The sequence below is a fragment of the Thioclava sp. GXIMD4215 genome, assembly GCF_045291555.1.
GTDB classification, from domain to species: domain Bacteria; phylum Pseudomonadota; class Alphaproteobacteria; order Rhodobacterales; family Rhodobacteraceae; genus Thioclava; species Thioclava litoralis.
The window spans coordinates 395,555-409,621 of sequence record NZ_CP149517.1 but is presented as its reverse complement, the minus strand read 5'-3'; the positions used below and the strand labels follow the sequence as shown (position 1 = coordinate 409,621).

The 14,067-nt window shown below is 65.6% G+C and carries 8 protein-coding genes; 4 read left to right on the top strand and 4 right to left on the bottom strand.

Annotation, left to right across the window (positions count from 1 at the left end; genetic code table 11):
- Window positions 1–13: 13 nt before the first annotated feature.
- Both WDB86_RS18415 and WDB86_RS18410 read left to right on the top strand, forming a co-directional pair.
- The gene (locus WDB86_RS18415; protein WP_330629580.1) at window positions 14–877 is read left to right on the top strand and encodes an aldo/keto reductase; all 864 of its coding nucleotides are present in this window, start codon (window positions 14–16) and stop codon (window positions 875–877) included.
- 42 nt (window positions 878–919) lie between these two features.
- Complete coding sequence (locus WDB86_RS18410; RefSeq protein ID WP_330629582.1) at window positions 920–1,306, top strand: cupin domain-containing protein; 387 nt, start codon at window positions 920–922, stop codon at window positions 1,304–1,306.
- A 67-nt stretch (window positions 1,307–1,373) separates the two neighbouring features.
- Here WDB86_RS18410 and hpbA read toward each other — a convergent pair whose 3' ends face one another.
- Complete coding sequence (gene hpbA / locus WDB86_RS18405; protein ID WP_341486028.1) at window positions 1,374–3,410, bottom strand: N-methyl-L-proline N-demethylase HpbA; 2,037 nt, start codon at window positions 3,408–3,410, stop codon at window positions 1,374–1,376.
- A gap of 237 nt (window positions 3,411–3,647) precedes the next feature.
- On the opposite strand from hpbA, the gene WDB86_RS18400 reads away from it, so the two are divergent.
- Window positions 3,648–4,289 (top strand): TetR/AcrR family transcriptional regulator, encoded by a 642-nt coding sequence (locus WDB86_RS18400; RefSeq protein ID WP_341486027.1) that lies wholly within the window; start codon window positions 3,648–3,650, stop codon window positions 4,287–4,289.
- A 66-nt stretch (window positions 4,290–4,355) separates the two neighbouring features.
- Here WDB86_RS18400 and WDB86_RS18395 read toward each other — a convergent pair whose 3' ends face one another.
- Window positions 4,356–4,856 carry a lactoylglutathione lyase family protein gene (locus WDB86_RS18395; protein WP_341486026.1) on the bottom strand — a complete coding sequence of 167 codons (501 nt, stop codon included), beginning with the start codon at window positions 4,854–4,856 and terminating at the stop codon, window positions 4,356–4,358.
- Between the two features lie 97 nt (window positions 4,857–4,953).
- Here WDB86_RS18395 and WDB86_RS18390 point away from each other — a divergent pair, with 97 nt between their 5' ends.
- Window positions 4,954–5,838, top strand: coding sequence for a LysR family transcriptional regulator (locus WDB86_RS18390; RefSeq protein WP_330629586.1), 885 nt, complete (start codon window positions 4,954–4,956; stop codon window positions 5,836–5,838).
- Between the two features lie 100 nt (window positions 5,839–5,938).
- Here the strand turns inward: WDB86_RS18390 and WDB86_RS18385 are convergent, their stop codons facing one another.
- Window positions 5,939–7,198 (bottom strand): glycosyltransferase, encoded by a 1,260-nt coding sequence (locus WDB86_RS18385; RefSeq protein ID WP_341486025.1) that lies wholly within the window; start codon window positions 7,196–7,198, stop codon window positions 5,939–5,941.
- The gene (locus tag WDB86_RS18380; RefSeq protein WP_341486024.1) at window positions 7,191–14,054 is read right to left on the bottom strand and encodes an SDR family NAD(P)-dependent oxidoreductase; all 6,864 of its coding nucleotides are present in this window, start codon (window positions 14,052–14,054) and stop codon (window positions 7,191–7,193) included. The genes WDB86_RS18385 and WDB86_RS18380 overlap by 8 nt, the downstream gene beginning before the upstream one ends.
- Window positions 14,055–14,067: the final 13 nt, after the last annotated feature.

The following is a 14,067-nucleotide window of genomic DNA, read 5'->3' as shown; positions in this document are numbered from 1 at the left end:
TGAGGACTGCGAGATGGGAATGACCGAAACCCTGACTTTGCCGAACGGGGTCGCGATCCCGAAGCTTGGCTTGGGCACATGGATGATCGAGAATGCGGAGGCGGCCGCCGCGGTGCAGGCCGCGCTGGAACTGGGCTATCGCCATATCGACACCGCGCAGGCCTATGCCAATGAAGCGGGCGTCGGGAAGGGTGTGCGCGACAGTGGCATCGCGCGCGACGAGGTCTTCGTGACCACGAAGCTGGCCGCAGAGATCAAATCCTATCCGGATGCCGTGAAGGCGATTGACGGGTCGTTACAGACGCTCGGGCTGGATTACATCGACCTGATGATCATCCATAGCCCGAAACCCTGGGCCGCCTTCCATGAGGCCGATCCCTATTCCGAGGGTAATCTGGCCGCATGGCGTGCCTTGGAAGAGGCTTACGAGGCAGGCAAGCTGCGCGCGATCGGGGTGTCGAATTTCCAGCAGGCGGATCTGGACAATCTGTTGCAAAATGCAAAGATCAAGCCGATGATCAACCAGATCCTTGCGCATATCTCGAACACGCCCTTTGATCTGATTTCCTATATTCAGGGGCACGACATGCTGGCCGAGGCCTATTCGCCTATCGGGCACGGGCAGATCCTGTCGCATCCCGATCTGCAGGCGATGGCGGAAACCTACGGGGTGGGGGTCGCGCAACTGAGCATCCGCTATGTGCTGCAACTGGGAATGATCGCCCTGCCCAAGACCGCCAATCCCGACCATATGCGCCGCAATGCGCAGCTCGATTTCACCATCACGCCGGAAGATATGGCGGTTCTGAAGGCGTTCGAGACGATCCGCGATTATGGCGAAGCTGGCGTCTTTCCCGTCTATGGTGGCCGGTTGTAATCTGGGGACGTCCGATAGAAACCCCATAGAAAGGAAAGCGTTATGAAAATTACCCGTTCCGGTGAGACCCCGTCGATGCAGGGGCCGGAAGACTGGTTCAGCGGCACCGTGCGTATCGATCCGCTGTTTCAGGCCGAAGCGCCCGGTCGCTGCTCGGGGGCACATGTCACATTCGAGCCGGGCGCGCGCACGGCATGGCACACCCATCCGGCGGGGCAGACCCTCCTGATCACCTTCGGGCGTGGGCGCGTGCAGCGCGAGGGCGGTCCCGTGGAGGAGGTCTCGCAAGGGGATGTCGTCTGGTTTCCTGCCGGAGAAAAGCACTGGCACGGGGCCTGCGACAGCACGGCCATGAGCCATATCGCCATTCAGGAAAGCCTTGATGGAACCGCTGTGACATGGCTCGAGAAGGTGCGGGACGACGCGTAGAACGGCGCGCATTCTCGGGCAGAGGGCCGCGACACCACGGCAGAGGTCGCGGCCAAAGAGGTGTGGTCTATAATGTGCGCATCAGGCGTAAGGCATCATAGATGGCCGCATGGGTATTGCGGGCCGAGACGGCATCGCCAATGCGGAACAGGCGGAATGCGGCCTCGGGGTTGGGTGTCCGTTCCTGCAGGCCACCGGTTGCCAGCGCGTCGTAATCGACCGCGCCCAGATTGCGGGAGCGGGGCTTGAGCGCAAAATAGATCTCGTCCAGAGGACGGGTGCCATGATTGACGATGACCTGATCCACCTGTCGTTCGCGGGTGATGTCACCGTAATCGGACCCGAGACAGGCCGTCAGCTGATTGCCTGCGCGGGTCACCGATCTGAGGCGCCATGTCACGGTGAAGGTCGTGTCGCGTTTTTGCAGGGCGCGCATATAGGGCACCAGATTCATGGCCATCACCTCGGGGGCGAAGGCGCGATCGGGGGTGACTATTTCGACTTTCGCGCCGCTTGCGGACACAAGATCCGCCGCCTGAAGCCCTGCGTGATCGCCCGCATCGTCGAAGATCAGAACATTCTGTCCGGGCTTCACATCCCCTGCAAGAATATCCCATGCCGAGACAACAAGATCATTGCCGCGCGCCAGCACCTCGGTATGGGGCAGGCCGCCCGTCGCGATGATCACCTCGTCGGGCTGCGTCGCCTCGACATCGGTTTCATCGGCGAAGCTGTTGAAATGGAATGTTACGGCGTGTTTGAGGCATTGCTCGTAACGCCATGCGATGATCGATGACATCTCGCGGCGGCGGTCCTGCCGTGCCGCCAGACGGATTTGCCCTCCGGGCTGGTCCGCCGCCTCGAAGACCGTCACATGATGCCCGCGTTCTGCCGCGACGCGCGCCGCCTCAAGCCCTGCAGGGCCCGCCCCGACAATGGTGACCCGTTTCGCGGTCTCGGCTTTCGCAATACTGTGGGGCTGTTCGATTTCGCGTCCGGTCGAGGGATTGTGCAAACACAGCGCCATCCCGCCCTGATAGATCCGGTCGAGGCAGTAATTCGCGCCGACACAGGGGCGGATATCGTCTTCGCGGCCTTCGATCACCTTCCGCGCCAGATGCGGGTCCGCCATATGGGCGCGGGTCATCCCGACCATGTCGATCTTGCCACTGGCAATCGCGTGGCGCGCGGTGGCCACATCCGGAATTTTCGCGGCATGGAAGGTCGGAAAATCGGTCGCGGCACGGATCCGTCCGGCAAATTCCAGATGCGGCGCGTTTTTCATTCCCTGAATCGGAATGGTATCGGTCAGGCCCGCATCCGTATCGATATGGCCGCGCACCACGTTGAGAAAATCGACCAGACCACTGTCTCGCAGGCGGCGCGAGATCTCTATCCCGTCGGTTTCGGTCAGACCACCCGGCAGGTCCTCATCGCAGGTATAGCGCAGGCCCACCAGAAATTCCGCGCCACAGCGCTGGCGGATCTTGGAAAGGATGTCGAAGGTAAAGCGCAGCCGGTTGTCCACAGAGCCGCCATAAGGCCCGTCAAGCGTATTGGTCAGCGGTGACCAGAACTGGTCCATCAAATGGCCATAGGCTTGCAGCTCGATCCCGTCGAGCCCCGCCGCCTTCATACGCTCTGCCGCATCGACATAATCGTCGATGATGCGGGCGATGTCCCAGTCTTCCAGCTTTTTCGGAAAGGCACGATGGGCGGCCTCGCGTTCATGCCCCGCCGAGACAACGGGCAGCCAGTCGGCCTTGTCCCACCGGGTCCGGCGGCCCAGATGGGTCAGCTGGATCATCACCGCACAGCCCTCGTCATGGCATTCCTGCGCGAGCTTGGCCATATGGCCCACCACCTCGTCTTTCCACGCAAGGATATTGTTGAACACCGGCGGGCTGTCGCGCGCCACAGAGGCCGAGCCTGCCGTCATGGTCAGGGCCACCCCCGCCTTCGCCCGTTCCAGATGATAGGCCCGATAGCGCTCTTTCGGCATGCCGTCTTCGGGATAGGCCGGTTCGTGGCTGGTGATCATGATACGGTTTTTAAGAGTGAGATGCTTGAGCTGATAGGGCTGCAACAGCGGATCATGCGACATCTGGGTACCTTTCCCTGCGGTGCCTTGGGGCCATAGCGGGAGGGTGCGGCAAAATGTTCATATGTGTCAACTATGAGTTCATGCATGTACTCTATTCCGGGATGGCATTCATTGCGCGCGCCGGATTTTTGGTCACCGGCGGGATGGGGCCGCCTTGTCGATCCTGAGGGGAAATGCCTCTGGACAGTATTGCACATTTTATAGACAATTTGCCTCCACCCATGACGAGAATGCCTGATGACAGATGATCCCCCCCCCGAGCGCGGCTGGCGCGGCTCTTCCGAGCTATGGTTGGATGCCGCCTATCAGGCCCTCGTTGCCAAGGGGGTGGATGCCGTCAAGATCATGCCGCTGGCCAATAGCCTGAAATTGTCGCGCACGAGCTTTTACTGGTTTTTCAAAGACCGCGGGCAGCTTCTGGCGGCGCTTCTGGAGCGTTGGGAGAAGGCCACGACGGCGGCTCTGATTGCCGCGACCGAAAGCTATGCCGCCAGCCGCCCCGAGGCGATGCTGAACGTGATCGCGATTTTCATGTCGGAGGCGCAATTCGATACCGCCCTCGAACTGGCGGTCCGGGCATGGGCGCAGCGGGATCCGTCCGTGCTGGCGCGGTTGCAGGCCAATGATGCCCGTCGCCTTGAGGCCCTTCGCGCGATGTTGCTGCGTTGGGGGTTCGCACCGGCAGATGCCGATGTCCGTGCCCGCACGATCTATCTGGTGCAGATCGGGTATATCTCGATGCGGGTGCAGGAGGATCTGGCCGAGCGTGTGGCGCGCCATCCCTATTATGTCGAGGTCTATATCGGCGAGCGCCCGAGTGCGGAAGAAATGGCCCGCTTTTGCGCGGCAATCGGGTATGATACCCCCACGCCGACCTGAGCGCTCGGGGATGTGGCGGCCTGCGCGCGGCATCGGTCCGGTCGCGCCGCAGGCCTATGCGGGGCCTTAGTTATAGGCCCCCGCCGAATAGGTCAGCTCGTAGCTATGCGAATATAGCTCGAAAACGATGCCGAAAGGATCCTCGACATAGACCATGCGATAGGGTTTCTCGCCCGGGAAATAATGGCGCACGGGCATACGCTGCTTGCCGCCTGCCGCCACGATCTTGGCCAGCAGCCCTTCAAGGTCGGGATCCTGAATCGCAAAGTGGAACAGGCCCGTCTGGCGATAGGGCAGGGGGTTTTCGGGCTGGTAGTTTTCGGGAAATTCGAACAGTTCGAAGCCGATCCGGTCGGCGGTCGAAAGATGGGCGATGCGGAATTTGCCCCAGCCCGCGCCGAAAACATCATCACACATGATGCCGATATCGCTATCGTCCTGCGCAATCTCGGTCGGTTCCATGATGACATAGAAGCCCATGACATCGCGGTAGAATTCGACAGCGCGATCAAGATCGGGGACCGAAAGGCCGATATGGGAGAACGTGCGGGGGGTTGGTCGGGTCATGGAAAGCTCCTTGATTGGTCCCGTTGATATGTGTTGCAGCACAAAAATCATCAAATTATCATTCATTCTGAATTTCATAACATGCCGGAATGATCTGATGTTGAACGCCCGCTGGCTCGAAACCTTTGCGACGCTTTGCGATATCGGTCATTTCACACGCGCCGCGCAGGCCCTGAACATGACCCAGCCCGGTGTCAGCCAGCAGGTCCGCAAGCTCGAGGCACAGGTCGGGCAGCCGCTTCTGTCGCGCGACGGCAAGAGCTTTGCCCCGACCCCCGCCGGAGAGACGGTTCTGGCCCTTGCGCGCCGCAGGCGTGCGGAAGAGGCCGATTTGCGCAGGCGGTTGCAGTATGACGATCCGGATCATGGCGATGTCTGTGTGGCTTGCTCGGGGTCGCTTGCCCTGCTGCTCTATCCGCGTTTCATGGATCTGATGGAGCAGGCCCCGGGCCTGTCGATCCGCCTTGAGGCGATGCCGCAACCGCGTATCATTGACGGCCTTCTGGGCGGGCAGTGTGATATGGGGATCGTGGATCACTCGCCCGCCCATATGCGGCTCGACGGAGATATCGTCGGGCAGGACGAGCTGTGTCTGATCCTGCCGGAACAGGTCTCGCCGCCGCAGGATCTGGCAGGGTTGGACGCTTTGGGCTTCATTGCCCATCCAGACGGGTTCGCCTATGCCGAAGAGGTGCTTGGCGCAAACTTTCCGGACAGTTTTCAGGGCGCTGAACATATCCGGGCGCGGAGTTTCATCAACCAGATCGGTCAGATTCCCGCGCCTGTCCTCAGGGGCTTGGGCTACACGATCCTGCCGCGCAGCGGGGTTCAGGCCCATCCGCAGCGCCACCGCCTTCAGGTGATGGTGCTGCCGGTTCCGGTCCGGCACGCACTCTGGCTGACCTATCGCCGCAACCGGCAGCTTCCGGCCCGCGCGCGCCGTGTCCGTGACGTGATCGCGCAGGTGCTGGCAAAGCTATAGAGGCCCGCGACACGTCCCGTCTTTCCGGCTGCGGCCCGCGTGTCGGCAGGGCCTGCACAGGCGGGCAGATGGCGCGCGGCGGTGCCGGCCTCACAGGCGCTTACAGGATGGGCTGATGGGGTCCGGTCGTGTCCGCCACGCGCGAAATCATCTGGCGCAACAGGGCCTCCTTACGCCGGAAGACCGCCTCGCTGTCATAGAGATCGAGCATCTGCTGCCGTGCCCGCCGCCGGATCGCCTGTGCCTCTTCGGGGTGGTCGAAGACCCAGCTGATCATGTCGGAAACCTCCTCGGGGTCGTCCATGTCCACCAGAATGCCTGTCTGCATGTCCTCGACCAGCTCCATCACCGGCCCCGTGCGTGACCCGATCACAAGGCAACCGCTTGCAAGGGCCTCCGAAAGCGACCAGGAGGTGACGAAAGGTTCGGTGAAATAGATATGCGCGCTCGAGGCCTGTAGCGTGCGCAGATAGTCGCTGCGGGGCTTCATGCTTTCCAGATGCAGCCTGCTCCGGTCAAGGTCCAGCGCCGCCAGCGCGCGTTTGCCCCAGCTTTCCCCTTCGGGCAGGCGCGGACCATAGGAGACGCTGTCCTGCGCCAGCACCACGGTATGGAAATCCTGCCGCTGTTTTTGCAAACGGGCCAGCGCCATCATGAATTGCGGAAAGCCGCGCAAAGGCTCCAGACCACGGGTCGCATAGGTCAGCAGCTTTGGCCGGTCGGGCAGGGAGAGCCAGTCGAAATCCATCTTGGCGGTCGGATCGGGGTGATGGAACCGGCAATCCACGCCATCCGCCAGAACGGAAATCTGCTGCCGCAGCGGGGGCGGGAAACGGTTGGCCTGAAACTGTGTTGGACACCAGTTGGCATCGGCGCTGTCGAATTCGGCCGAGATCGGCAGGTTCCGCATCCGGTTGGTCATCGCGACGGGAGGCGTGCTGGGGCGCTCGATCCTGCCGGTGGTCCAGTCCAGATCGGTATAATACCACTCGTGATAGGCGATGTAGCGGGTCTGCGGCCAGATCTGCCGCACCCCGAGCCCGATCCCCCAGCCTGCATGCGCCATGACCACATCGGGGCGGTAGCCCTCGTGATTGCGCAGATGCTCGAACAGCACCGCAGCTCCCATCGCGGTGGCGGCGGCATAATCCAGCGCATAGCGGAAATCGGTCTCGGGGCGCTCCATGGCCGCCACCGGAAAGCGCAGCGTGCGGATGCCGAGCGCATCCGTGCTGTCCGAGGCGGGTCCGGCATGGATATAGGTCACCTGCCAGCCCCGACGGGCCAGCCACCTGCCGAAGAATTCGAACTGCGCGGGTTGGTTGCGGTGGAGCAGCAGAATGCGCGGGCCGTCAGCCATCCGGCGCCTCCTGTGCGTGCAGGCGTGTCAGCAGCGCAACGGCGAAGCGCGCGGGGGTCGTGCTTTCGGACAGCGGGAAGCTTGCCAGTTGCAGCCCCAGTCGCCGTTCGATTTCCAGCCGCAATTCCAGTGCCATAAGCGAGTCGATCCCATAGCGCCCCAACGGGCGATGCGGGTCATATTCTGCCGCTGGAAGGCGCAGGATATCGCATAGGATATCGGCCAGTTCCCGTTCGACATGGGCCAGAGCCTCGGGCCATTCGAGGCCGCGCAGAGCGCGCGCCAGATCGCCGGGTTTTGCGGCCTGTGCCGCGCCCTCGGGCACGATCCACGAGAAAGGCGGGGCGGCAAGCGCCGGTAGATGCGGTGCCAGACGCGCCCAGTTCAGCGGTGCGAAAAGGCGGTTTCGGGCGGTGGGGTCGCGCAGGGTCGACAGGATCTCTGCCACGGCGGTGCGCATCGGCAGCATCGCAAGCCCGTCCAGCCGTCCCAACTGCGCCGACAGGGCCGCATTGCGTGCCAGTGCGCCCCCGTCCCCGATAGGGCCCAGTGCCAGCACCGAGGCCGGGTGGCCATCGGCGCGGCGGCGCTCGGCCAGCGCCTCCATCGCCGCATTGGCAGCGGCATAGGCGGCTTGTCCCGGATTGCCGAGACAGGCCGCCACGGAAGACAGAAACAGCACCGCATCGGGGGACTCCGCCCGCTGGCGCAGCACCTGATCAAGGCTGCGGGCCACCCCCAGTTTGGCGCGCAGCACCAGCGCCGTCTCGACGGGGTCGAGGTCGCGGATCAACCGGTCTCGCAGCACCATTGCCGCATGGATCACGCCGCCCAGACGGTGGCCGTCGGCATCGATCTGCGCCATATAGGCCGAAAGCGCGGTGGCGTCGCGACCATCCAGCGCGTGGAGCACCGTGCCCTGATCGGCGGCAACCCATGCGCCCGCCGCCCCGCTGCCAAGGTTCGGCGTGCCCGAGCGTGACAGCAGATGGACCCGTTTGGCCCCGTTCTCGCGCAGGGTTTTGGCCAGAGCCAGCCCCACGCCCCCTGTGCCGCCCAGGATCACCCAGTCGTCGCGGATGGGCCGGTAGGGTGCTGCGGGGCCCGTGGGAAGTGGCGGCGGGGTGATGATGATCTTGCCCACCTGTCTTGCGGCAAACATATGCCCGAAGGCTTCGGCGGCGTCTTCTGCCGCAAAAGGGGTCACCGGTAATGCGGGCAGGCGGCCTTCGGCAAGCGCCGCGCCGATCTTGTGCAGCGTTCCGGCCAGTTGTGCGGGGCGGGCCGCCAGACGCCGGTCCAGATCGAAGCTGTGATAGCTAGCCTCTTCGGGCAACTGTCCGAGCGGCAGGATCGCATTCTCGACAAAGCCACGCTTGCCCAGTTCGATGAAACGGCCGAAAGGGGCCAGTGCCTCGACGGAGCGCAGCATCGCCTCCCCCGCGAGGCTGTTGAGCACGATATCGGCCCCATGTCCGCCGGTCGCGGCGCGCAGCGCATCGGCAAAGTCCAGTGTGCGGCTGTCAAAACAGGCCTCCGCCCCTGCGGCAACCGCCAGTGCCTGCCGCTCTGCGCTCGAGGCTGTGGCAAAGACCCGCGCCCCGAAAAGCCGCGCCACACGGATCGCCGCCAGCCCCAGGCCCCCCGCGCCGCCATGCACCAGCACGATGTCGCCATCCGAGACACGCCCCACACCCCGCAGTGCCTCCCATGCCGTGACATAGGCCACCGGCAGGGCCGCCGCCTGATGCAGGTCCAGCCCCTCGGGCAGGGGCATGACTGCCGCTGCGGGCACGGTCAGATGTGTGGCGAAGGCATCGGCTGCAAAGCCCATGACGGCCATGCCTTTCGCCAGCGGGGCATCGCGGCCCACCCGCTGCACGATACCGGCAAATTCCATACCCAGACCGCCACCGGACGCCCCGCTACGGATCAGCCGCTCGGGCAAAAGACCTTTGGCCAGCATCACATCGCGGAAGTTGAGCCCTGTCGCGGCCACCGCGATTTCGACCTCGTCGGCGCGGGGACGTTGGCGCGGTCTGGGTTGCCACGAGAAGGCAGAGCTGTGGGTTTGGCCCCCGTTCAGGGCCCCGTTCTGGCCCCCGTTCGCTCTGTCATTCAGGCCCAATGCTGCGGCGGGTTCTGCGGGGCGGGGCTGCGGCAGCAGGCGCGGCGCGCGCAAAGCGGAACCGGCGCAATCGACCCAGGGTTCGCGGTCGGCAAGGGCAAAGAGCGCCTCCCAGTCCGGCAGACCGTCGGTCTGCACCGAAATCAGTGAGGCAGCGGCTGCCGGAGCCTCGTTGCGCAGCACCATCACGGCGGCCGCGAGGCCTGCTGTCAGCTGCGCAAATCCGCCCGTATCGCCGTCCCCCATCACCACCAGACGCAGCGGGCGCATGTCGTCTGCATCCAAGGTGGCACGACGCAGCTCCGCCAGCATATCGGCCAGCGCCGTGACCGGATCATCTGCGCCCTGATGCAGCCGCACGATGAGGCGCAGATTGCGTCCGCCGGTATCCAGCCCGCGCAGCTCGGGCGGGCCCTGAGGCGGCGTGGCTGCCGCTGGCCTGTCTGTGCTCGTTGGTGCCACGGAGAGGGACGGGGGCTTGGGGACGGGGCTGCGGCAGGCGGAAATGGTCACCGGCACGGGGCCTGTTCCATCGTAAAACAGCGGCTCGGTCGGTGGCGGTGCGACCGGTGGCGTCGCCCCGTGTTGATCGCGCCCGTCGGGCGGGGACCCGCAGACCGGCTCGGTGGAGAGCGCGACGCAAATGCCACCTGCGGCCAGCGGTGTCAGGAGAGGCGGGCTATGGGGCAGGGCCGTCACCATGATGTCGAACATCCCTGCCTCGGGAGGATCGCGCAGCAGGGGCGCGCAGGCCGCAGGCAACAGGCGGCGCAGGCTTTCACGCGCCGTCTCGTCGGGATGGGACAGCCTGAGGTCGTCAAGGCGCGGATCGGCGGCAAGACGGGTGACAAGCCAGCCGGGGGGCAATCCGACCAGCAGCAAGGCGCAACGTTCTTCTGCGGGCCATTGCCCGAGCAGATCGTCGAGCAGCCGCTCTGCTGTCTGCCAGCAGGCGCGCGTTGCCGCAGAGTGGCGGCGGATATCGGGCTGGTCCATCCCGCGGGCCTGAAGCATGGCCAGTTGCAGGTCGCTGGCGCGGTCGGGGTGCAGACGCAGCACGGTTCCGGCATCGGACAGGTCCGTTTCGGCGCGGGGCGGGGGCGTGCCATAGCCCAGACGGGCCAGCGCGGCCTTGGGCTCATGCCAGCTTTCGGGGCCTATGACCGGCTGTTCTGGCGGGCGCAGCCGGACGGCGCGTCTGTGCCATAAGGCGGGGGCGATCGGTAAGGCATCGGGCCGCGCAAGGGTGAACTCCACCGCGTCCAGCGCCGCCAGTGTCCGGCCGTCAGCGGTTTCAAGTGTGAAGGACGCCTCTAGTCCGCGCTGCCATAGCCGCCCCGGAACAAGCCGCACAGTGGCCGCGGGTCCGGCCTCGGGCCAGAGGGTCAGCCGCCCGATACGGGTGGGCAAAAGCGCCGCACCCGCCGCAAGGGCCTTGGCCAGTGCAGGCGGTGTATCCCCCGCAAGAGCCACCTGTCCGGCATAGGGGGCCAGAAGGTGGAACGCGGCATCCAGCGCCGTCGGGTCCAAAAGGAACTGTCCCGCTGGCGGGTCTCCCGTAAGGGTCGCGCCCAGACCACCGGCTTCCTCGGCCCAGATCCGGCCCAGCCGCCGGAAGGCCGGACCATAATGCAGCCCCTGCGCCGCCAGTGCCGTATAAAGCGCCTCGGTGGGGATGCTCTCGTGGGTGGGTCTGTCCCGACGCGGCGGCGGGGCAATCGCGTCGGGGCGCAAGGTGCCACGCGCGAGCGGCGTCCAGTCGGTTTTTGCAAGCCGTGGGCGCATGTCGATCCCGACACGCCCGCCATCCAGAAGCTTGGTGCGCAGGCGGAGGCCCTCGCCCGCGATATCGGCAGGGTGCAGCAGATCGAACCCCGACAGCGTCAGCGGCGTCTCGGGCCATGTTTCCTGCGCGGCAGACAGGGCCAGCTCGACCAGCGCCGCAGCGGGCAGCACCTGCGCCCCGCCGATCCGGTGATCGGCCAGCCATTCGGGGGCGGTCGGGGTGATTTCGGTTGTCCAGACCGGCAGTTCGCGGTCCGGCCTGCGTCCGGCGAAATGCCTCTGTCCGGCCTCCCCCCAAGCGTCATAGCCGTCCGGCGAAAGCTGCGTGGCATGTTCCACCTCCTGCCACGGGTAAAGCGGCAGATCGGGCGGGGGGGCCTCGGGGAGGCCCGAAAGCTGCGTGCGGTCGATGCGCGCGCCGTGGCACCAGCAGCGCAGGACGGTGGCCTCGGCAGGTTCTGTGCCCTGTGCGGGTGTCGCCGCGCAATAGCTGAGCGGCTGCCCCTCAAGCCGTGCCAGATCGCGGATATTGGCCGCCAGCAGGCGACGGGGCGAGAGTTCGACCACCACGGCGGGCGCTTCGGCACACAGGCTTTTCAGCGCATCGGAAAACCGCACGGTATCCCGTGCATTGCGCCACAGATAGTCGGCGGTCAGATCCTGCGTCTCCAGAAGGCGCCCCAAGGCCGATCCCGCAATCCGGCAGGTCGGCGCGGCAAGCTGTAGCCCCGCGATGTCGGCCATGAACGCGGCGCGCAGCGGTGCGACGGCGGGGGAATGGTAGGGCACCTCGACCCCGAGCGGCATCATGGCAATCCGTTTGCCGCCGATACTGACCTTTGCCAGTTGTTCCAGCGCCTTCTGCGGCCCCGAGACCGTGACCGAGCGCGGGGCATTGACGGCGGCAAGGGCCAGCAGCGGTGCCCCCAATCCGGCAATGGCACGGCTGGCCTCGGCCTCGGACAGGGCCAGCGCGGCCATGCCGCCGCTGCCGCGCAGCGCCTCGAACCGGCGCGAGCGCGAGGCGACAACCCGCGCCAGACCTTGGGGAGTGAGGCATCCCGCAACCGTCAGCGCCGAGAGTTCGCCCACCGAATGGCCGATCACCGCATCGGGGCGCAGCCCTGCGGCCATAAGGCTTTGCGCCTGTGCCACCTGACAGGCCACCAGCAGCGGCTGGGCCACCAGCGGGCTGGCCAGACGCCGGTCGAGATCTGCGGCAAAGAGCTGCTCGGCCAGAGCGTCGATCCCTTCCTGTGCAAAGGCCGCAGCGATCTGGTCGAACCCGTCGCGGAAACGGGCATCATGGCGATAGGCGTCCTGCCCCATCCCCATGATCTGCGCCCCGTTGCCAGGAAAGGCGAAGACGGTCTGCGGGCGCTCGAAGGCCGCGCGCCCGCCAAGGGCTGCGGCCTGACCAAGGGCGATGTCGCGCAGCCGCGCGCTGGCGGTTTCATCGCAGCGCAACGCCAGCCGGTGCGGTAGGGCGGTGCGGCGCGTGGCGGCGGCGGCAAGGGCCTCGCGGGCGTGCGGGCTGGCGTCCAGTCGGGCCGACCAGTGCCCCGCAAGCTTTGCGAGGCTGTCGGGCGAGGCGGCAGACAGGCACAGCCAAGGCGTCCCCGATGACACCGGCACGAAACGGCGGGCAGGCGTGGCTTGTGTCCCGCCCTCGATCAGGGCAACGGCATTGGTGCCACCAAAGCCGAACGCGTTGACCCCCGCCAGCAGGGGGCCCTCCGGCAAGGGCATTGGCGTTGCGGCCACCGCCAGATTGAGACCGTCGAAATCGATATTCGGGTTCGGCGTGTTGAAATGCAGCGATGCGGGCAGAACCCTGTGCTGCATGGCCAGCAAGGCCTTGACCAGCCCGACCAGACCGGAGGCGGGCTCGGTATGGCCGAAATTGCTCTTGGCCGAGCCGATCAGCAGCGGAGCCCGCCTGAGCGATGCGACCGCCCGACCGATGGAGTGCGCCTCGGCAGGGTCGCCGACCTGTGTGCCGGTGCCATGTGCCTCGTAGAAGGCAAGGTCTTCGGGGGCCCGGCCCGCCTGGTCCAGCACCGAGCGGATCAATGTCTCCTGACGGTCGCTGGAGGGCACCAGAAGCGGCGAGGCCCCGCCATCGGTATTGACGCCGGTTGCAAGGATGCGCCCCCTGTGCCGTGCGTGCAGGCGGGCCGCGATTTCGGGCCGCAGAAGGACCAGTGCGATCGCCGCTTCCGAACGGACATAGCCATCCGCGCCCGCATCAAAGGCCCTGCAGCGCCCGCTGGGGCTGAGCATCCGCGCCTGGGAAAAGCCGACAAAGCCGCCCGGTGCGCGCAGCACATGCACGCCGCCGACAATGGCGATATCCAGATCCCCCCGCGACAGCGCCTTTGTGGCGGTGTCCAGCGCCGTCAGGCCGGAGGAACAGGCGGTATCGATGACCTGACTCGGGCCGCCGAAATCGAAACGAGCCGAGATCCGGTTGGCGATGATGGCCAGCGTGTTGCCAAGTGTGAAGGTCGAGCCGCCGCGCGCGGTGTCGTAGTAGTAGGACGAGAGGTTCTCGACGATGGAAGACCCGATAAACACGCCGGTGCGCGGCCCCGACAGGTCGGCCATGTCAAGGCCCGCATCCTCTACCGCTTCCCATGTCGCAACCAGCATCTGGCGTTGCTGGGGGTCCATTTCGGCGGCCTCGCGCGGGCTGATGCCGAAGAAGGCGGCATCGAAATGGTAGAGGTTGTCCAGTTGTCCTGCGGCCAGCGAATAGGTCTTGCCGCGACGGCCCTGCGCCGGATCGTGGTAGAAGGCCGGATCGAAGCTGCGCGCGGAAACGGTTGTGACGGTGCAGCGCCCCTCGGAGAGCACGGACCATGCGGCGGCCAGACCACGCGCGCCGGGCAGGCGCAGTCCGATTCCCGCCACGATGGGCGCGTTGTCATGGTCACAATTCATCGGGCCGCCTTCA